Below are 19484 nucleotides of genomic sequence, written 5' to 3'. Positions count from 1 at the left end.
TCTTAGCTCTCGCAGACTGTGCGAAGGCGGCGTGCGGACCGGTGGCGCAGATCGGCTATTCTCGGATCGATGAAGCCGTAGGACAGGTCTGCCAGGAGGTTAGCGAGGATCATCGTCACGCCGGTGATGATCATGATCGCCTGCACGACGGCGAAGTCACGGGCGCTCACACTTTCTATCAACAAAGATCCTGTGCCTTGCCAGCCGAACACATTCTCGACCACGGCGGCGTAAGTGACGAAGTGCCCGAACTCCAAGGCCGTGATGGTGATCAGCGGCGTCAGCGCGTTTGGCAGCGCGTGAACACGATGGATGATCCCCTCGGATAGACCGCTTGCTCTTGCGGTCTCGATCATCGGGCGCGACATTACCTCGACCATTGCCGAGCGCGTGAAACGCGCATAGGTCCCTATCCCCACGGTCGACAGCGTCGCGACCGGCATAATGTAGGAGCTCCAGTCTACATAGCCGCTGGGGGCAAGCCAGCCGAGCTTCACCGAGAACAGATACATCGCCAGCACGCCCAACAGGAACGAGGGAACCGAAAGGCCGACAACCGACAGCGTGATGGCCAACCTGTCGATGAAGCGCCCCCGATGCATCGCCGAGAGAATCCCAAGCGGCACGCCCAGAGCGATCGACAGCAGGATAGTCGGGAGCACCAGGGACAGTGTCACAGGAATTCGATCCAGAACCAGCGCAAGAGCCGACTCTCCGGTTCGATAGGAGAGACCGAAATTCATGTGCAGCAGTCCATTGAGATAAATCAGGAACTGCTGCCACAAAGGAAGAGTAAGACCCCATTTCTCGCGGAAGGCATCAATGGCGGCCTGACTGGTGTCTGGACCCAGCAATATTTGAGCGGGATCGCCACTCGCGGCGAGTGCGAAGAACGCAAGAATCAAAAGCAGAAGGATCGTTATGCAAGCCCGCCCCAGGCGGAAGAGATACCAGTTCATACCGCGGCCTCCTGCTCGGATAGGTGGCTCGGCGGAGCATCGGGGAGCCTTGGGAGGGCCGCAATCAGATCCCGAGTGTAGCTCTCAGTCGGGTTGCGAAACAACTCGAACGTTGGGCCTTCCTCGATCAGCTTGCCATGCCGCATGACCACGACCCGGTCGCAGATATGCTGGATGACGGACAGGTCATGGCTGATGAAGAGGATCGCGAGCGCGTACTTGTCGCGAAGGCCGAGTAGCAGATCCAGTATCTTGGCCTGGATGGACACATCGAGCGCCGAGACGCTTTCGTCGCAGATCAAGACGCGGGGGCGAACCGTGAGCGCGCGTGCGATTGTCGCCCTCTGTCGCTGGCCGCCGGAAAGGCTGCCGGGCTTGCGCCCGAATAGCTTGTCGTCGAGGTGGGTTTCAAGGAGCCGGGCGCGGGCCACAGCTTCGCGTTCGCCCTTATCTCCAAGCCGATGGATATCGAGTGGCTGGCGGACCTGATGAACGATCCTGCCGAGAGGGTCGAGTGCACCGCGCGGATCCTGAAAAATATACTGGATTTCTCGCCGCCACGATGGTTCCGGCCTGCTCCAGTCAACCACCCGACCATTCATGGAGATACGCCCGGCGCTAGGTGTCACCAGGCCGACGGCAGCTTTGGCCAATGTGCTTTTGCCCGAAGCGCTCTCGCCGACCAGGCCGACGATTTCGCCTTCGCCGACGTCAACGCTCACGTTTCGGACGGCGTCGAAGCGACGTCCGTCAGGCGTTTTGTAGCCCACCGAGATATTGTCAAGACGCAGTGCCGGGTGTCTGGCGCTGGGCACGCCAATGGGTCGCAAGCCGGCCGGAGGCGAGGTTTGCGGCATGATCCCTGAGGCGTGCGGCCGTGACCGTGGCATGGATGCAATCAGGTGCTTGGTGTAGTCGGCGCGGGGAGCCGCGAGAACGGCGGCCGCAGAGCCGGTCTCCAGGATTACTCCGTTTCTCATGACAATGATCTGGTTGCACAGCTGATAGGCCACCGCCAGGTCGTGCGTGACGAATATGATCGACATGCCGCGTTCCGCGGCAACCGCCTTCAGGTGCTTGAGGATGCTGGCCTGGACAGTGACATCGAGCGCCGAGGTCGGTTCATCGGCGATGAGCAGCCGGGGTTCACGCGCGAGTGCGCAGGCGATCGCCACCCGCTGGCATTGTCCACCAGACATCTGATGCGGGTAGGAATCGAGAATCTTTCCGGGGTCGCCAAAACCGGCCGTCGTCAGCAGTGGGCCTGGATCACCAGGGGTCCGTAACGCAAGGTGCCGCCTGACCGTCATCAGGGGATCGAGTGCACTCATCGGATCCTGGAATATCATGGCGATTCCATGTCCCCTGAGGCCAGCCAGCAATCGCCGGTCCGACAGGGGGTACGGCCGCCCTTCGAAATTCATCTGTCCTTTGATCTTGGCGCTCGGCGGCAGCAGGCCTGCAATGGCCCGGCACATGACGCTCTTGCCGGATCCGCTTTCTCCGACGATGCCGAGAATTTCTCCTGCCATCAGATCAAAGCTGAGGTCGCGCAATGCAGAGCCGCTCTGCCCCGAGGCGAAGACCACACTCACCCCCTGAACCGAGATCAGAGGGTGAGCGCGACATTGACTTTGGGGTTGCAAGTTCATGTTACCTGAAGCTCACGCCCGTTGTCGTGAGGTCCAGGTATTCCGTCGGAAGCGCGCGATAGGTCAGGCGATCCTTGCGTACCCCAATGAAATGGGCGGCAGTGTAGAAGTTCGCGGAATGCGGATCCTCGTCAAACTTGTCCAGCATCTGAGCAAAGACCGCCCGCCGATGCCCCGTATCGACCGATGTCGACAACTCCTCGCCGAGTGCTGCCATGTCAGCAGAGACGGTGAAGAACTTCTGTTTTGTAAACGAGCCGCCCGGCCCAAGCCGACGCCAGAACTGACCAATAGGATCCGGATAGTAGGCGCCGGAAGACGCGTCGATGATCGCTCTGTCGGGCGTGTCGGCGAGGACCTGCGTCCAGTTTTCCTTGAACTCCAGCTTGACGTTCAGGCCGACAGCTTTCCACATCGACTGCACGATCTGGGCCGTTTCGCCCTGCTTGGTGTAGTAGTTGTGCTGGGTGCGCCAGACGATCTCCTTGCCGTCGTAGCTTGCTTCCTTGAGAAGCTCTCTTGCCTTCTGCGGATCATAGGCATCCATCGGACGGTCCTGCAGATACATGTCGCCGAACGTTTTCACCTGCCAGCCACGCGGTACATCCGTGCGGCCATCGTAGAGACCTTTCACCAGCGCTCGGCGATCGACGGCAAGGTTCATTGCGTGCCTGATGCGCGGATCGGCGATGGGGCTGTCGATGCTGTCAAAGATCACACCACGAAGTGTTTCGATCGGACCGCCGGCGACGGCACCGTTCGGGTTGCCCTCGATCTGCAGAAATTCGTCGGTGCCGATTTCCGTGATCATGTCGAACTGGCCGGAGAGAAGTCCCGCAACCCGGGTAGAAAGTTCAGGAACCGTGACGAACGTTACCTTGTCAGCAGCCGCCTGCGCTTCACCCCAATATGCATCGAACTTCTTCAGCACGGTCGCGCCGCCGATCTCGTGGCTGACGAGCGCGTAGGGGCCGGAGCCCGCATCGAGCTTCGTGAAATCATTGTAGGATCGAGCCTGCTTCAGCGCCGTTTCGGAAATGATCTGGGCAGGGAAGGTGGCGAAGCGATCGAGCGCAATCGGATCAACAGCCTTGATGTGGATCCGGACCGTCATGTTGTCGACGGCCTTGATCCTCTCGATGCCGCCGAGAAACTCCTCGGATTCAGTGGGCACGCTTTTATCGCGCCCCAATCGCACATCCGAGAACGTCGCGATGACATCGTTGGCGTCGAAAGTGTCGCCGTTGTGGAAGACGACCCCCGGCCTCAGCTTGAACTCAAGGGTTTTCGGATCGAGGGCCTTCCACTCGGTCGCCAGCCCCGGCACGATCTTTCCGTCGTTGCGGTAGTCGAATCTGACAAGCGTGTCATAAAGCGAAAGCACCACCCGCAGATTGGGATTGGAGTTCTCGGTGGCCGGATCGAGGTTATCCGGGTTCTTCGGAACGGCGATGGTCAGGTCACGCGCAAAGACTGGCGTGTTGCCGGACAGGGCCGCGACGCCGGCGCTCAGTATTACAATCAGTACCAAGCTCTTGGCTTTCAATCTGCTCTGGTTCATTCGGCTCTCCGGGATCCTGGTGGCGGTGCAGCGCTGACGGTGCTTGAGGTCGCGCTTCTTGCGGGCCGCCTGTGTGTGAGGCAGGCGAAACATGCCTCAGTTTCACGACATTCGGATGACAAGATGAGATTCGAATATCAGCGGTGGGTCAGGGCACCCAGATTTCAGCGCGCGTCCAAGGTTTGGCATTGTAAAACAGCGCGCTTGCGGATCAGCCGCAGACATTGCCAATGAAGACGTCGCTGCTTATACTTATTCGAATATCTTGGTCGATCATCGACCGCACGTGACAAGCAACGGAATGAAGCGACAATGCCGAAGAAACTGATGCACGGCCAGTGGCAAGACGTCGAAGAGGAACTCGCCGCCGACATCACTGCGGGGCGGTTTGCCAAAGGGGCGCCGCTTCCCAAGGAAGCGGAATTGATGGGACGCTTTGGCGTCGGGCGACATAGCGTCCGACGTGCGATCGCTCAGCTTCAGAATCGCGGGCTTATCCAAGTCGAGCATGGGAAAGGGACGTTTGTTCGCGACGGGCGTCTGAACTACCGGCTCTCCGAGCGAACCCGTTTTTCCCAAAACCTCCTCGATCAAGGGCGTGAGCCGTTTGGCAAAGCGATCAAGGAGCGTGTGATCGAGGCTCCTCGGCGAGTCGCCGAGGCGCTAAGGCTTCCGCTCGACGAGCAGGTCTACCATATCGTTCGCCTCGAATATGCCGATGAGGAGCCGGTCAATTTTTCGAACGCATTTTTTCCAGTTCGCCGCTTTCCGGGCTTCGATAAGTCGAGACGCGAAGGACAAACTGTCAGCAGCATTCTAGCCGATTACGGCGTTACCGACTACATTCGTCTGCGTACTGACTTTATTGTGCGCCTGCCGACTAAAGAAGAAGCGCGTCAGTTGATGCAGGCCGAGACGCAGCCGATCCTGCTTCAGAAAAAGGTCGACGTGGATATGAAGGGCACGCCGGTTTCATTTTCGGAGTCCGTGTGGGCAGGAGAGCGTGTCCAGTTCTCGATCGACAACACCAGTCAGTTGCTCAACGCCTTGGCTCAGAATTCGTAAGGGCGTGAGTCCATGGTCAACGCAAGGGCACACCCGCTTCGTCCTTTTGCGCCCAGCCGGATAAACGAGACCGCGGAGATCGTCCCGGTCCTGCGCGCGATGTTCGAAACCCTGCTTGAACTGCCTGCTCCCGGCCAGGCCGACCTCGCACGCTCGAGATGCTCGACCGGCAAGGTTATAAGGTCGTGATACTGACAAAGTCTGAAACTGAAGGCCAGGCTTCACGAGAGTAAATTAAAACATTCTGAGAACATGGATTCGCCGTGAGTCTAGGCGATTGCGCCGGCGACCGCTGAGCCGGACGTCATGTGACCTACTTCGATATCGGCCGGAAGATCTCATTTCGAGTAGGCCACTTGTGTCGCTCTGTATGGGGGAATCTCCACAACGGCCGGTACACTGGAACCTCCAGTGTCCGGCATCAAAATTAAATTACGGATCGGGGAACGTCCGAGAAGGGTCGATATTGTTGAAAAAGGCCGACGCGCCGCAAAGTCGGCGCCGACCATAGAATCTCGTTCAAGGGCGGCACTTTTAAAGCAATCAGGATTCACTTTAGGGTCTTCGAGGAACGCCATTGTATGCACATGCCATGGGCAGCAGCGACGCGGACTTTTCCAAAAATATCGGTCGGTTAGAGACTTCAAGTCGACGATCTGCCGGAACTTCTGCGCTGTATGAGATCAGGCCCGATGATCCCAAGCGTACCGCGAGTAGCCGTCGAAAGGACAAAACTCGGAGATAGCGGGTACGCCAATCTGATCGCATTGCGATGCGAGTCGCAGCGCCGATGTTGCGGCTACTTTCCCCGCCACACGACGTGCAGGGCGCGGAACGTCACGAACACCGCGAACACGCTCAACAGCAACATGACAACAGGCTGAACGAACGGAAAGAAGGTTGTCGCATCGTTGCAGGCATCTTTGTCGACGACTTCGCCGGCCAGCCGATAGTAGTCGCCGAAGATGCGTCCGAAGGTGGCATCTGCTGGAAACCGGAAGAAATCATGCGCGCCGACGGCCAGGGGAGACCAATTGTCATTGGTGATTTCGCTGCAAAGCTTGCCCTCGCCAAGGAACACGTGCCAGAAATGCCCCAGCGCAAAAAGAGGCAGGATCGAAAAGAAGACATAGGCCATAACCTGGCCCTTTCGCCCCAGACCGATCGACGGCGAAGCATCCCAAATCCGGAACGGATATCGTTCGTACCAGGTCGGGCCCGAGCGATGGGCATGCTCGCGCATGACTGCTGCATTGAGGATGAGCAGGATCGACAGGATCAGGATGGCCCACATCGCAACGATGGAGTCCAGCAGACCTGGCACGAACGAAAAACCGACGACGACACCCAGCTTCGGATCGATGTCCGACCCTTGTGTCTGGCCATGTGCGACAATGGCGAACAGGTTTGTCGCAAGCGCGAGCGAGAGCCAGAGCTTCTGTGTTGTCGCAAGCGTAATCCCATTGATCGCGGGATCATCGCTCGGATGCGTCTTCGCTGCGTCAGGCTTCGAATTCATCTGCGTCTCTCTCTTCACAGGTTGAGCAATAGTCCGGCCACCGCTGGCAACGTGCCTTCGACAACCAGACTTGGCTTGGCGCCGATCATGACGCAGCGGGCGGTAGCGAGGCTCACGCCAAGGGCCTGCACCGCCGACGGCAATGCGAGGCCCGCACCAGGCGCAGAAAGTGCCTCGTTCAGCAGTGCGCTCAACTTGTCCCTGACCAAGTCGTCGAGATTCAATGCCTGAGCGGCGTTTCGCGTGAAATCGTTCGAGATGTTGAGCTCGACGATACGACCGGTGAGTGCGACACGATTGTCGACCACCGTGGGCACAAAATGAGCCACAACGCTGCCATCAGAGCTTGGCACCACTTCCGGGCGCACGTGAAAATGCACCTTGGCACGAAGCGCCGGACCTTCGATCGAAAGGAGGGTGCCGTTGTGTGTCAGCTTGCCACCGAGGTCGATGTTTCGCTTTGTCCAAACGGCCCCGATCAACGGATTGACCTTGGCCACAAGGTCGGACAGGTCAATCGTCAACGTGATGGCGACGGGCTGCGCGGGATCATTTTTGCTAGCGGTGATGCCAACTGGGAATTTGATCTCGATCCCTTCGATGGTTTTGGAAATGACGGTAGCCGGCAGCTCGACGCTTTTGGCGTATCCCGGCAACAGTCCAACGATCATCCAGAGGCATGCCGTGACCAGTCTAATTCCCATTGTCGCGCTCCTCCATGCTCTGTTCACTCGCCATCGCCGCTGGTGTTCCAGACTCGCGATCAAACTCAACGCGGCCTAGTCGATCGCCATCCAGTCTGCCTCATAGGCACTACCCTTGATCCTGCTCTTGTCGGGCCGGTCGTAGACGATCAAGTGGCCGGGCTTCCCGTTACGCTCGAGAAAGCACAACCCTTCCGGTTTTTCGCTGCCGGTCGGCCAATCGTAGAGCTTTTCGGGGTGCTGGATCAGCGGGGTTGCTGCCGGATGCCAGCGATAGAGGCGAAACGGCTCCATGGCGTCGCCCACGGGGCCGGCGATGATAAAGATAGCGCCGCCATTCCGACTAAGGTCACGGATCGCCAGGCTGCCGAGATCGAGAAAGGACAGCCTGTAGCTCTTCACGTCCAGGTCCTTGTTGAGCCTGAGGTGAACGACGACGGCGCTGTTGTCGAGCCGCGGACCGCGAAGCCCCAGAAGCACCTCGTTTTCGGTTACCAACAGACCTTCAATATCGAGGCCGTTCTCCTTGCTCGGCAGATCGAGGAACGGCTTGAGATAGGGATCGCTAGCCAGCACGCCGCGAATAGAACCCACGCCCTTTCGCGGCGCGACTTTCACCTTGCCCAGGCGCGATGCATTGTCCTTGAGGGCGATGCGCGCCAGCAGATGCCGGCTCGGCCGAGCGCGGATTTTTGACCGAAGTAGGTCCTTGTCGTCATTGTCAGAGGCCAGGCGGACGTGGCAATGCGAGCCGCAAAGCCAGAGCGCCCCCTGCGCGACATCGACCGCTTCTAGGTCGAGCTCCGCACCACCCTTGCTTTCCCCGGCGCCGGGCCAGCGCGCGATCAAGTCGTCAATTCGATATTGTCGGGTCAGCACATACCCGGCTTCGTGCGCCGCCAGACACTCGACGGTCCGCCCTTCGTCAGAAACAGTCCACAGCAAGCTCCCGTCGGCCGCCAACCCGGACAGATTGTGCAGAAGATCCTCCGAGGCGACCGCCGCATAGTCGAGCCGTACGCGCTGTGCCGGGTTCTTCGCCATTGCGCCCTTCAGTTCTGAAACGGAATGGTGCGGCCAGGCTGCTGAGCCTGTCCCTTTGTATAGGAAACGCCATGCACCTTGATGCCCCGCTCGTCGAGCAAGGTGATGATGCCGCCCTTGTTCGACAGCGCCACGGGCGTGACGATCTCGACGACTCGCGTCGCGCCGGCGTCGATGGTGCCTGCCAGCTTCATGCGCTGCTTCCGCTTGTCGGCGATCGCCCAACCCTCCAGGTCGACAGAGACATCGGCCGTGTTGAGCAGGGTCACGGTCTCGTGCTCCGGCGTTTTGGTGTCGTTGACATAGGCGGCAATGATCCGCACCAGACCGTCCGGCACCTCGAATGTCGGGATTTGATCACGCTCAATTGGGATATGCGGCGCCGTCGGATGGTCTGCGTCGGGCGCCAGGATGACGTTTCCCGTCTCGTCGTCGGTATGCCAAGCCTGCGTTTGGAACTTCAAGAAGATGGCCATCCACTGCCCCTCGTCGGGGAAGTTGAACAACAGTGCGCCATCCTGGTAGACACCGTTGTCCTTCTCGAACTTGCCCGGCGGATTGCCCTGGTTCATGTGAATGTCGTGAATGCCCCGGCCGGGCTTGAAGCCGAAAAACTTGTCGGCGGTGGTGGGCTCGGGCCCCCACGGCGCGCCGAAAGCATAGACCATGGCGTTCTCATCGGACATGGCACGCTGCACATAGGCATCGATCTTCTCGTTCAGATCGTTGTCGGGTCCCGCCGCATCGAAGGGCAGCGGCTGGAATTCCCATGGTTGGCCGATATTGCCGCGGATGAAGTCAATCGCCATACCGCCCGGGGCGGATGGCAGCTTGTGCAGCCCTGGTTCCAGTCCGGCGAGCCCGTCGATAACCGGGTGTTCGAACGGCGCGCGCACCAGGAACGCGACCTCGCTGCCGTCGCCCGATTCGACATTGATGGCGATCCGGTACTGTTCGCCATTGGCGGATATCAGCACCTGGTAATGCTTGTTCTTCTTCGTCCCTAAGCGGTTGTTGGTCGGCCGCCCCTTGAGTACTGCATAAGGTATCGGCATCGGACATCCTCCAAGAATCGGCGTCAGGAAACTCGACCGCCTCACGACTTATGGGCGCGTTCCCCGGCCGCCCGCTCCGCGTCGCGCCTATTGATCGAGAACGGTATATTCGAAATAGAGATCGGTTGCGGTCACGTTGGCGACGAATTTCTGCCAGTCAGCCTTGACCGCGCTCGCCGGCGGCTTCGGGTCGAAATCGGTGTCCGACTTGAACAGCCGTCCGCTGGTCTTGGCCTCCAGATCCTCGCGGATGGCCTTGAGCGGATGCTCCCAGTGTTGGTCGTTTTCGTCCCAGGCCCATTGGGTGTTGGCGGGAATAACGGCGACGAACTCCTTGGCGTGTGCGCCCAGAGCCATCCAGTCGAGATTGGCGTAGTCGCTGTCCGCCTCGCCTTTCAGAGTAGCATTATGGCTGCCATGGTGCCCGACCTTGTAGAAGATCGTCCGCGCCAGCAGATCCTGTACCGTCACGGTCCTGGCCTGGGCACCACCCTGTGCGGGAATCTCGAAAGGCGCAACAGCCCATGACATCCATGAGCCGTACTGGGCGTCGCCCGGGAACAGCAACACCTTGTGGCTGTTGACCAGCTCGATGGCCACGACTAGGCTCGAATTGTTGAGTTCGGTGTTGATCTTGTCCGCAAACCAGCCAGCCGCCGCCAGCCACTCGATATTGATGCGCCGCCATTCCTCGCCCGTCGGCGGCGCGAAATAGCCAAAGAATTCGGCAATCTCGCTGCTCCAGTCCGGCCCGTTTTCCAGCAGCTTCAGACCGGGCGCGAACGGGTCGTGGCTTTCGGCATCTTCCCCCAGGAAGCCGTGATCCGCTCCCACGAACATCCCGTCCAGGCCGCTGCTGAAGCCAAAGCCCAAGCCGTGGCCGCGATCCGTCTTTTCATACATCCGCGCCTGACCTGCCGCATCGCTTTTTGCGGGCTCGTCTTCGTTGAGACGGTCGTCGCGCGGGGGCCCCAACGGATAGAGCCTGACGCCGCTCACTCCATTCAAGGCGAAAGGGGTTTCGTGCGGCGAAAAATAGCGTGGTTTCCCGACCTTGCCGGTCACATAATCCATGCACTTGGCGACGCTGAGGCCCTGGACGATGGCTGCGCTGTCGGCGGCGCTGAACACGCTGTCGTCCGTCGGACCCAGCGCCTTCAGAAAGTCCGCGTCGGCCCCCTCGAATGCGAGCATCGCGTCAACGAAATCCAAAGTCTGTTTTACGTCCTCGCCCGCGGCGGCGAGCCCCGCCAGTCGCCGTCGGGCCGCGAGCAGCCGCATCAGCGCCCGAAGCTTCATCTGGCGCAATTGCTGTGCCTCGGTATCGTCCGGATTGGCGGTCCAGCCCAGAAGTACGTCGCCGAACGTGATGTCGTCGAACATCGATTTCCCGCCAAGCTTTGCGAGAAACATGTTGGTGTGATCCTGGTGCTCGTGCGTGATCAGTACGGCATGGATGTGCCCGTCGGTGGCGTCTCGGATATCGCCGATGACATCCTCGATGGTGGCCTTGATCTCCGAGCCCGGCTTCAGTCCGCAATCGATCAGCAGATAGAAGGGATCGCCGGCATCGTCGGGCATGGCCAGAAGGAAACAGTCGCCATGTCCTTGGCGATACATCCTGATGGTAACCCCGCTCGGCGGCGCATGCAATTGCGGTGCTGGCATCTTCGTCCCCTAATCCCGGTGCACGGCAGCGAACGGATTGCTCACCCGTCCGGGCGCGACCGGCCCTTGAAAGGCATTCTGCACCGAGACTGGGTTGCTCAGCAGGAATTGCCGCAACGCATCGAGTTCGCCATTGTCGCAGATATTCTTGTCGGTTCGCGCCACCCAGCGAAAATTGCGGGTCTGCTGATTGACCACCAGGGTGCAGCCGCGGCGGAAGGTGAAATCCCCCTTGCCCGCTGCGTCGCCGGTTGGCTTGGCTTCGTCGGCTGCCGTCTGGTCCTTCTTGTCGAAATAGCCGGCCCGGCGCTGTGTGATTTCGATGACCAGGTCGGGCACGAGGTTAGTCTTACTGCCGCGCCGCAGCGCAGCCCGCACCGAGTGCACCTCGAAGACCGGCCGTCCCTTCTTCTGGTTGACCGTGCCCGGCACCTTTTCCTTCGTGCCGGTGACGATACCCATTGCCTCGAGCAACCCGGCACGTTCTGGCCGCGCCAGCCATTCGTGAGCCTTCCTGGCGTTCTCTTCCATCCGATCATAGGCGGCCTTGCGGTCAATCTCGTTGTCGAGATCGGCCTCCATCCCTGGCGGCACCGCCTCTCCCAGGGAGGCATCACCCGCTTGCAGCAGCAAGCCTTCAAGCGAGACGTTGCGTACCGCCCGCGGTCGGATTCCGAACAGCGAGAACGACTGCATCATCGCAGTGCGATAGTGGTGCTCGTCCACCGGATAGAGATCTGCGTCGGCCGTGATGATGGCCTGGAGGTAATCGCCGAAGGTGACGTTGACGGGCGGACAATAGTCGAGTGCTCGGATGCACATCTGCAGCACATGCTCCGAGGTCTTGGCCGCTTCGTCCGCCAGGCGATTGACCAGGTCGATATTGAGCTCCCCAGCCGGCAACTGGCCCGTCCCCTGCGAGGCAATGCGCAACAGGTCGACGACCCGGGATTTGTACATCTTGAGGAAGGCGTCGAACACCGCGGCGACCAGGATCGCGCCTCGTTCATGGGCTTCCGTGGCATCGCGCAGGTAGGTGGGGTTAGGCCTGTAGCGCTGCCAATTGCCCTCGTCGTCGACATAGCCCAGCGCATCGCGCAATGCCTCGCCGCGGCGCGTGGCACGGCCAAACTGCTGCGCCAATTGCCCCAGCATGTTTTGCTTGTCGAGGTCGCCGCGCGTGCGCCCGATCTGGTCCTTCAACACGTCTGGATTGGAGAAATGCTGGAAAATCGCCACGATGTCGGCAAACCCCTCATGGAGGCCTAGCACATCGATATTGGTTGACTCAGCAAAGCGCCGGTGCAAGCCGTCGAGCAAAGCGTGTGTGACCTCATGTGCGATGACGTCATGCGACAGGCAGGTGAAGACCGTGGTCCCGGGCGCGACGGCGGTGGAGTCAGGAGGGACCTGAAAATAGCCGAACAATACGGCCTTCTTGTCCGGGTTGTAGTAGGCATTGGCCTCGCGCAGGGCATGCGGATAAAGCCGCAGCCGAGGCACGTACTCATAACTCTTGTCCGGGAGACGGCGCGGCGCCCACAACGCCGAGCGCCCCAGCGCACGCTCAAACTTGTCGATCGTGGTCATCGCCACGGCGTAGACCATTTGCTGATGGAATTGTGGATTGAGCTCGGAGGGGTTGAGCCCGTCCTGTGCGAGAACGAAAGTCTCGTTGAGATCGACGGGAGCATAGTAGCAGCCGCTCGCCGGGTCGTAGTCCACCACCTCCAGGTAATTGCCGACCGGCCCCAACATCTGCGTGCTGCTGAGCACGCCCTCGATTTCCGGATTGCTTTCCCACGGCACCATTAGGGTCAGTTCATTGAGTCCAACCGTTTCGTGCCGGGCGGCAAGGCCAGGATCTATGGCGTAGACGCGCAGACGGCGGAATTCGGGCGAACGCCTGACCATGAATGCCCCCCCCCCATTTATGCCGGTCGACGATAATACTTGCACATAGCTAAGGTTGCTGCAAGATGGAGAATATTACTGTCATAATTCATCAAGTTGCATTTTCAGGTCATCTTGCCCCGCGCTGACGCCTGACCACCCTCGTGAGACCGCGGCCTCACAAATTCTACAGCCACCCGTCGGACCAGTACGGCTATTTCAGTATCTTGCCCATCAGCCCTACTGAAAGCGAAGCGGCCTACGTACTGATGGCCTGTTTGACCAACATACGATCCTGATATCCAGGAGCATTTTACCGACACTAGCGGTGCGAGCGGTCAGGCCTTCGGGCTGTTCGCCTTTATCAACAAACGCGTCGCGCCTCATCTGGCAGCCTCGATCACGACGCGCGCCGTCGTCCTTCGACGATCGTTAAGAAAGCTCTCGGCGTGTTCGAGGAAAGCCAGTTAGCCAAGCCGCTGCGGAACTCGGCCGGATCGAGCGATCACTGTTCATGATCGAATGGTATTCGAGCACAGCCTTGCGCCGGCGCTGCCAAGCCGCCTCGATAAGGGTGATGCAGCGCATAAGCTCAAACGCCCGGTGTTCTTCCGCGAGCGCGGAGAAATCCGCGACCGGTCATTCGAGAGCCAGGCATTCAGCGCTTCCGGTCTCAATCTCGTCGTCAGCGCCATCGTCCATTGGAACACCGTCTATCTTGACCGCGCAGCCACGCACCTGCGCATGACGGATCGGATTATCCCGAACGACCTACTCAAACACGTCTCGCCGCTCACGCTTGCCAGCACCAGAACAATCCCTCGGATTTCTGGCGAGAGCTTCTTAATGTCCGTCCCACATACTTAGGTGCGGGCTCGAGCAATTCCTCCTGATGGTTTTTCGCGAAACGCTTCATCGCTGCTGCGATTGCCTCGCAGTCGCTAGTCTCCCGTGCCTTCTTGAGCTCTTCGTTTGCATATTTCAGGCGTTTGCCTGTCTCCCGGAATGGACCGGTGCGGTGATCAAAGTTCCTTCTCCGCTTTGGTCGCGCGTGCTTTGATATCAGCAACACGCACCGGCGCCCGAGAACAGCCGATGCGGATGCAGTCGCTGCAACCGGACTGATCACAACAAAAATCTAGCAGAAGCCACGACATCGTTGGACATCGGAAAGCGCGGATAGCAGTCGAATGACGCGTGAATTCCGCTCCCACTTAGGAAACCGCTATCCTTGGGGAAGATGGCGGGCAACCGACACTACTGCCGGGTTTGTTGAATGAGCGACACGGGTTGTTCGGCTTGGCTCCTCCTCGCACCACCATCAAGTCATTGAATAGTATCGAGAACACTTTTTCTGAGACTTTTCCTGCGCAGTTGGCACGAGGTGTGAAGCTTCCTTCTAGAAAGGCGGCAGGAGCTGCCGACCGATTTCATGTTCGTGGTTGATGTCGGGATCGAGGGGACGAAGGGAGGAAAGCAGCATGGCAGATCTGCGTCGGGTGCGTATACCGTCCGAAAATGGGCGTCACGTCCGGAATTCGGGTCGCAATGCAAGCGAACGTATATCTCCGCTTCGTGACCTCATTTGCATCCGTGACAGGCCGTCATTCCTTATGGAAGCCCATGACGCGCTCTCCGCGGCGATCGCGCAGCGGGCAGGTTTCAAGGCGCTTTGGGCGTCCGGCCTCTCGATCTCCTCCAGCCTAGGTTACCGTGATGCGAACGAGGCCTCTTGGACCGAGGTGGTCGACGTGGTGGAACGGATGGCGGACGCAGCAGAAATTCCAATCCTCGTCGACGGAGAGAGCGGGTTCGGCAATTTCAACAATGCGCGTCTGGTCGCTCGCAAGCTGCGACAGCACGGCGCGAGTGGCGTTTGCCTCGAAGACAAAACGTTCCCGAAGATGAACTCCTTCGTAGGCGATCGCCATCCACTAGCGGACATCGGCGAGTTCTGCGGTCGCCTGAAGGCCGTCAAGGACCAAGTTCCGGATCCGGAGTTTGTTCTCGTCGCTCGAACCGAGGCGCTGATCGCCGGACACAGTCAGCAGGAGGCGCTTGCACGAGCGCACGCCTATGCGGACGCCGGCGCCGATGCGATCCTGATCCACTCCCGCAAGTCCGACGCGGAGGAGATTTTCGCTTTCGCGCGAGCCTGGCAGAACCGACTGCCCGTCGTGATCGTACCGACAAAATACCACCGCACGCCCGTCGCCGATTATCGGGCGGTCGGTATTTCCACGGTCATCTGGGCCAACCACAACATGCGCGCCGCGATCTTGGCGATGCGTCAGGTGTGCGACCGCATCATCCAAGAAGAGAGCATTGCCGGTATCGAAGGTGAAGTCGCGACGCTCGACGAGCTGTTCGAACTGATGAACTACGGCGAGCTCTCAGCGGCAAAAGAGAAGTACCTTCCGCGGGCAGAGGACAAGGTGATGGCCGGTCGGCGTCCCGCCGCAGTCTCAGTTAAAAGCCGTTGAATAAATGCAGAAAGGTTTCTCTGGGATCTTCCTGCGCAGTTGGCGCCACTCTTGTTTTTCTCTCTTTGCACGGCGGTATCTTACGGACGCAGTATCGCTGTCTATGTGGCGCCTGCAACGTGGAACGGTGGCGCGCGCCGGGTTTGGATCACGCCTGTCCGGGGGTGTTAGCACAGGCCAATCGGCGCATCGAAAACAAGCCCCTCAGCAGCGGCTCGTCGAGCTGCAGGCGGTCGGTTCGCGAATTGCTGAGCGGCGTAGAGCTGTTGAATGCGCTTCTCCCGCTAAGGCTTCGACAATAGAGGAGGATGAGGTGTCTAAGGAATCGGCTCTGGTAACATATTACGATAAGATCGCGACGGTCGGCTCCATCTGTTCGTCCAATCCGGGACTGGGAACGCAGGAGCCAGGCTTCAAACCGGGGTACGAGCTTCCACCTCTAGATGAGAAGCTCGTTTCATTCTTCGAACCGGCGACCATCGCGCTTCACCGGCTGGGTGACTATCGGGGCCGGCAGGTGAACGTCCTTAACTTAGTAGGAAACCCACGCACGCGTACGACAAAGACGTTTGCTTCACTCGTAATGGTCGCGCGGGCGATCCAGCATATTCGGGCGACCGGCGAGTCGATTCTGATTGTGACGCCGACCTCCGGTAACAAGGGCGGTGCCCTGCGTGACGCCGTCTTGCGCGCGCTCGAATGTGGGCTTGTGGTGCCAGATCAACTTCGTATCGCGATTGTTGTGCCCAAGGACAGCATCTCCAAGCTCTGGTCGAGCACACTCTCGGAGGACGCGGAGCTCCGCAGGCTGAACCCGGTTTTTATCTGCGACGCAGAAGACGGATCGATCGTCAAAGCAATGACTAGGGAGTTCGTGCGGCAAACCTCGCAGGATCTGAAGGACCGGTACAATCTGAACGTATGGCATACATACGATCTCAACAATTATCGGATGGCTGATGCCGTTCGCGCGTTCTTCGAGATAGATCAATTGGGTCCTGCCCACCACGATACACCGCGTATTCAGGCCCAAGCAGTCTCAAGTGCGTTTGGCTTGCTCGGCCACCAGTTCGGTCTCGAGTTCCTTTCAAAGAACGGGGTGGACGTGGGTGACAACCGGCGGTGGCTGCTTATTCAGCATCTCGGAACGCCCGACCTTGTCCTGGACCTCCACTACGGCTCGTTTTCCCGGGAGAATCTCCCGGCATATACCTTGCAGGAAGAGACAGGCCTCTACGTGCAGAACGAGCAGCCGTTCTTCCCAGTCCGGACATATGACGTCGAGGAGGTGATCGACTCCACCTTCTATAGCCGAAACCCTGCAACCAACGAGCTGGTGCGAGAAATCATGTCCGGCCAAGGAGGCGAGGGTATCGTCGTATCGCTGTACGAATGCCTCCAGCAATACCCAAAGCTGCGACATCTCCTGAGGAACACAGATTTGAGCTTGCCGCATGATCCGCGAGATTTGCGAGAATGGTCGATGACGATGGTGTTGACGGGGGCGTTAAACGCGATCGATCGGGATCTGGTGCCCTCGGCGAGCGAGCTTTTGATCCATGTGACTGGGTCCTATGCGAAGCAGGACTTCTCCAGTCTCCCCGCTGACCACTTGCGGCCAGTCGCATCTCCCGACGATATGAGGGTAGCAGTTGTCGAGGCGTCTTTGGCTCCTTTCATTCCCAAGGTGCGGCAGGCGATGGAGTCGTTCGAGCGAGCCAAGCGATGAGATTGCTCTACTGCAAAACGGATGAGTCGCCGAGATTAAGTTGGTACTCTTGGTCGCCGATCGTAAGAGCCATTGCACGCCAGTTTGGCATTGAGATCGACGAGCTCGATGTGTCTTTGGCTGCTCTAGTCCTCTCGGTTGCCGGCCCGTCGGCAGCAGGGAGCGCGTATCACCCGCAAACCTGCCTGGCGGCAGCTATAGCGGAACCAAACGCCATCATAATCAAGCCACCTTGCATCGGTGCGAATGCCAATCAGGCGCGCGCGGCTGTCGCGGAGTTGCTGCGCGCCGGAGCAATTGCGGACGCCGACGTTCGAAACGCCCTCGAAATTGGCGAGGTCATTCCAAGCTTGCCAGTGCTTGGAAGCGTGATAAATCGCCAATTGCGTCAAGGCGCCATGATTCGCGAGTTGCGGAATCACAAACCAACTCGTTACGCGCCATCAGAGATGGGCGGTGCCTCACCTTTCATCGATCCGAACACAGTCGTGGTCTCGATGGACGAGGGCGGTTTTGCTGAAACGGAGCAATCGGTTTCGATCTCGGATAAGCAATTCGTTAACATTGAGTTGTTCGGACCGGGTGGGAAAGGTCGTGTACTTGCTGCGCATATCGAGCTCCTGGCTGGAGACATATGCTCGTTCTCCTTTATCCGGAAGGAATGCCTTCGATCGTTTCTGCGCGAGGAGTTTGACGACGCTGAGGGGCGCGGACTGGCTGTTTCGCTACAACTCAAACGGACCGTGCTTAAGGCGGACGAGTACATTTCGGTCGAGGCCAGCGAGATCAATGATCAACGAGCCTTGGACCCATCTTCGCTCAATCTTGACGACACTAGTCCCGCCACCCGATCGTCGTCGCGAGTCGAGGTCACCCGAGGGACGAACGTTAGCGCCCGTTCCGGGCAATCGAGCGCATCCCAATCGGGTCCCCCAAACAAGATGGAGTCATTTGCCCCCTCGGTGCAGCCGAGCACCGCGAGGTTGATGGCAGATGCAATACTGCGCGGCGGCCGTGTTCCTCTTGTGGATGGCTCGGAGGGACCTGCAAAGTTCGTGATACCGGATAGCACATACGGCCATCTCTATCAGGCGGTACTCGACGACTTCAGAATCTTCGGAGCCCTCCGGCCGGGTCAAATAGGCGCCGTAACGATCGTCGGGTTAACGAAGGACGGCGCCGAAGAATATGGAGCAAACTCAACGACTTTTCGGGTCTCGGCTGATGGCTGCGTCCGGGTGCTACCTGACCACGGGGCCGAGATTTACATCGAACGCGCGTACACTGGTGACATCTGGCGAATGATGAAAGTTTCTGCGTCGGCACTTGAGGTTTGGTGCGAGGCTGCGTTGCAAAAGGCCGACGAAACAGGAACTCAGGCGATCTTCTTGCTGGATCTCGACAGACCCTTTCATCAACTGATCAGACGTGCGGTGACAGACCATCTCGTCAGTCGAGGAAGGGCAGCGCGGGAAGCGAAATTCATGAACATCGCCGATGGAACGAGATTCGCCTTCCAAGAACTCAGGGGCGGAAACGGCATCGTGCTCGCGGTCGGAAACCTTTTGCGCGACTTTCTTTCAGAACTGATTCTTGCGCTCGCCGGGGAACGGAAGCGGCTTGTTCGGTCATACTCCGTGCTTCCCGGCGGCGGGCATGTCTTCGAGGTCGGCACCGGCGGCACTGCGCCCAGTACATTTCACCGTTTCATTGCGTCAGGCATACTGCGGTGGGACCCGGTCTACGAGTGGGTAGCTTTCGCGGAAGCCTTTCGCTGCTGCGCCCGCTACCAGCACGACGACCAGCTAAGCATGCTCGCAGAGGGGCTAGAGGCTGCAATCGAACAAGTGCGGCACAGCACACCTGCCGCGTGCGTCGACACCCGGGAGGTGCATTTCTGGCTTGCCAAGCATTGGACAGGCTGGTTCTCGCGGCACCAAGCCGGGTTAGCCGGAGTTGATGCAATTCACTCCGCCCTTTCGGAAGGAGAAGCCGAAATATTGGCCGAATTGCGCGGCACGTCCGAAGGCCCAGTAGATCTTGGAGGGTACTACTATCCAAATGGACAGCTTGTAGAAGCGTGCATGCGGCCAAGCCGGCACCTCAACAAAATTCTGGAGGAATGCGTACCTCTGGGCAAGCTTACTTAATG

General features: G+C 59.3%; 13 protein-coding genes and 1 pseudogene. 5 read left to right on the top strand and 9 right to left on the bottom strand.

Features of this window, described 5'->3' with window-relative positions:
• Nucleotides 1-2: 2 nt before the first annotated feature.
• Genes NMG80_RS16195 through NMG80_RS16185 form a run of 3 tightly spaced genes read right to left on the bottom strand, consistent with a single transcriptional unit; the run spans nt 3 to nt 4172 of the window.
• Nucleotides 3-959 (bottom strand): ABC transporter permease, encoded by a 957-nt coding sequence (locus NMG80_RS16195; RefSeq protein WP_254019005.1) that lies wholly within the window; start codon nt 957-959, stop codon nt 3-5.
• A complete protein-coding gene (locus NMG80_RS16190) occupies nt 956-2611 on the bottom strand; it encodes an ATP-binding cassette domain-containing protein (RefSeq protein WP_301943364.1) in 1656 nt (551 codons plus the stop codon). Before NMG80_RS16190 ends, NMG80_RS16195 begins: the two co-directional genes overlap by 4 nt.
• Before the next feature lies 1 nt (nt 2612).
• Nucleotides 2613-4172 carry an ABC transporter substrate-binding protein gene (locus tag NMG80_RS16185; RefSeq protein ID WP_254019004.1) on the bottom strand — a complete coding sequence of 520 codons (1560 nt, stop codon included), beginning with the start codon at nt 4170-4172 and terminating at the stop codon, nt 2613-2615.
• 312 nt (nt 4173-4484) lie between these two features.
• Here NMG80_RS16185 and phnF point away from each other — a divergent pair, with 312 nt between their 5' ends.
• Nucleotides 4485-5237 carry a phosphonate metabolism transcriptional regulator PhnF gene (phnF, locus tag NMG80_RS16180; RefSeq protein WP_254019003.1) on the top strand — a complete coding sequence of 251 codons (753 nt, stop codon included), beginning with the start codon at nt 4485-4487 and terminating at the stop codon, nt 5235-5237.
• A gap of 799 nt (nt 5238-6036) precedes the next feature.
• On the opposite strand, the gene NMG80_RS16170 is transcribed toward phnF, so the two are convergent.
• The 6 genes from NMG80_RS16170 to NMG80_RS16145 all read right to left on the bottom strand — a co-directional run bounded on the left by NMG80_RS16170 (nt 6037) and on the right by NMG80_RS16145 (nt 13039).
• On the bottom strand, nt 6037-6756 hold the full coding sequence (locus NMG80_RS16170; RefSeq protein WP_254019002.1) for a hypothetical protein: 720 nt from the start codon (nt 6754-6756) through the stop codon (nt 6037-6039).
• Between the two features lie 14 nt (nt 6757-6770).
• A complete protein-coding gene (locus tag NMG80_RS16165) occupies nt 6771-7460 on the bottom strand; it encodes a hypothetical protein (RefSeq protein WP_254019001.1) in 690 nt (229 codons plus the stop codon).
• A gap of 75 nt (nt 7461-7535) precedes the next feature.
• Nucleotides 7536-8504, bottom strand: a complete 969-nt coding sequence (locus NMG80_RS16160) for a DUF3616 domain-containing protein (RefSeq protein WP_254019000.1) — start codon at nt 8502-8504, stop codon at nt 7536-7538.
• An 8-nt stretch (nt 8505-8512) separates the two neighbouring features.
• On the bottom strand, nt 8513-9559 hold the full coding sequence (locus NMG80_RS16155; protein ID WP_254018999.1) for a DUF2278 family protein: 1047 nt from the start codon (nt 9557-9559) through the stop codon (nt 8513-8515).
• An 87-nt stretch (nt 9560-9646) separates the two neighbouring features.
• Nucleotides 9647-10942: a ComEC/Rec2 family competence protein gene (locus tag NMG80_RS16150; protein WP_254018998.1), complete on the bottom strand. Its 1296-nt coding sequence runs from the start codon at nt 10940-10942 to the stop codon at nt 9647-9649.
• 294 nt (nt 10943-11236) lie between these two features.
• A complete protein-coding gene (locus NMG80_RS16145) occupies nt 11237-13039 on the bottom strand; it encodes a gluzincin family metallopeptidase (RefSeq protein WP_254018997.1) in 1803 nt (600 codons plus the stop codon).
• A gap of 263 nt (nt 13040-13302) precedes the next feature.
• Between NMG80_RS16145 and NMG80_RS16140 the strand changes: the two are divergent.
• The 4 genes and pseudogenes from NMG80_RS16140 to NMG80_RS16125 all read left to right on the top strand — a co-directional run.
• Nucleotides 13303-13918, top strand: a pseudogene (locus tag NMG80_RS16140) (Tn3 family transposase); the annotation flags it as partial.
• Between the two features lie 683 nt (nt 13919-14601).
• Nucleotides 14602-15603 carry a phosphoenolpyruvate mutase gene (gene aepX / locus NMG80_RS16135; protein WP_301943363.1) on the top strand — a complete coding sequence of 334 codons (1002 nt, stop codon included), beginning with the start codon at nt 14602-14604 and terminating at the stop codon, nt 15601-15603.
• Nucleotides 15604-15916: 313 nt separating this feature from the next.
• The gene (locus tag NMG80_RS16130; protein WP_254018995.1) at nt 15917-17332 is read left to right on the top strand and encodes a DUF6002 family protein; all 1416 of its coding nucleotides are present in this window, start codon (nt 15917-15919) and stop codon (nt 17330-17332) included.
• Nucleotides 17329-19482 (top strand): NADP-dependent isocitrate dehydrogenase, encoded by a 2154-nt coding sequence (locus tag NMG80_RS16125; protein WP_254018994.1) that lies wholly within the window; start codon nt 17329-17331, stop codon nt 19480-19482. The genes NMG80_RS16130 and NMG80_RS16125 overlap by 4 nt, the downstream gene beginning before the upstream one ends.
• Nucleotides 19483-19484 lie beyond the last annotated feature (2 nt).

The organism is Mesorhizobium escarrei (assembly GCF_935825525.1).
GTDB classification, from domain to species: Bacteria; Pseudomonadota; Alphaproteobacteria; order Rhizobiales; family Rhizobiaceae; genus Mesorhizobium; species Mesorhizobium escarrei.
Note: the sequence above shows the minus strand (reverse complement) of the source record. Positions and strands in the feature narration are given on the sequence as shown.

Excerpts from the sequence above, each read along its gene's own strand:
- NMG80_RS16195 (WP_254019005.1), bottom strand. The coding sequence starts at position 959 with ATGAACTGGTATCTCTTCCGCCTGGGGCGGGCTTGCATAACGATCCTT.
- NMG80_RS16190 (WP_301943364.1), bottom strand. The coding sequence starts at position 2,611 with ATGAACTTGCAACCCCAAAGTCAATGTCGCGCTCACCCTCTGATCTCG.
- NMG80_RS16185 (WP_254019004.1), bottom strand. The coding sequence starts at position 4,172 with ATGAACCAGAGCAGATTGAAAGCCAAGAGCTTGGTACTGATTGTAATA.
- phnF (WP_254019003.1), top strand. The coding sequence starts at position 4,485 with ATGCCGAAGAAACTGATGCACGGCCAGTGGCAAGACGTCGAAGAGGAA.
- NMG80_RS16170 (WP_254019002.1), bottom strand. The coding sequence starts at position 6,756 with ATGAATTCGAAGCCTGACGCAGCGAAGACGCATCCGAGCGATGATCCC.
- NMG80_RS16165 (WP_254019001.1), bottom strand. The coding sequence starts at position 7,460 with ATGGGAATTAGACTGGTCACGGCATGCCTCTGGATGATCGTTGGACTG.
- NMG80_RS16160 (WP_254019000.1), bottom strand. The coding sequence starts at position 8,504 with ATGGCGAAGAACCCGGCACAGCGCGTACGGCTCGACTATGCGGCGGTC.
- NMG80_RS16155 (WP_254018999.1), bottom strand. The coding sequence starts at position 9,559 with ATGCCGATACCTTATGCAGTACTCAAGGGGCGGCCGACCAACAACCGC.
- NMG80_RS16150 (WP_254018998.1), bottom strand. The coding sequence starts at position 10,942 with ATGTTCGACGACATCACGTTCGGCGACGTACTTCTGGGCTGGACCGCC.
- NMG80_RS16145 (WP_254018997.1), bottom strand. The coding sequence starts at position 13,039 with ATGGTGCCGTGGGAAAGCAATCCGGAAATCGAGGGCGTGCTCAGCAGC.
- aepX (WP_301943363.1), top strand. The coding sequence starts at position 14,602 with ATGGCAGATCTGCGTCGGGTGCGTATACCGTCCGAAAATGGGCGTCAC.
- NMG80_RS16125 (WP_254018994.1), top strand. The coding sequence starts at position 17,329 with ATGAGATTGCTCTACTGCAAAACGGATGAGTCGCCGAGATTAAGTTGG.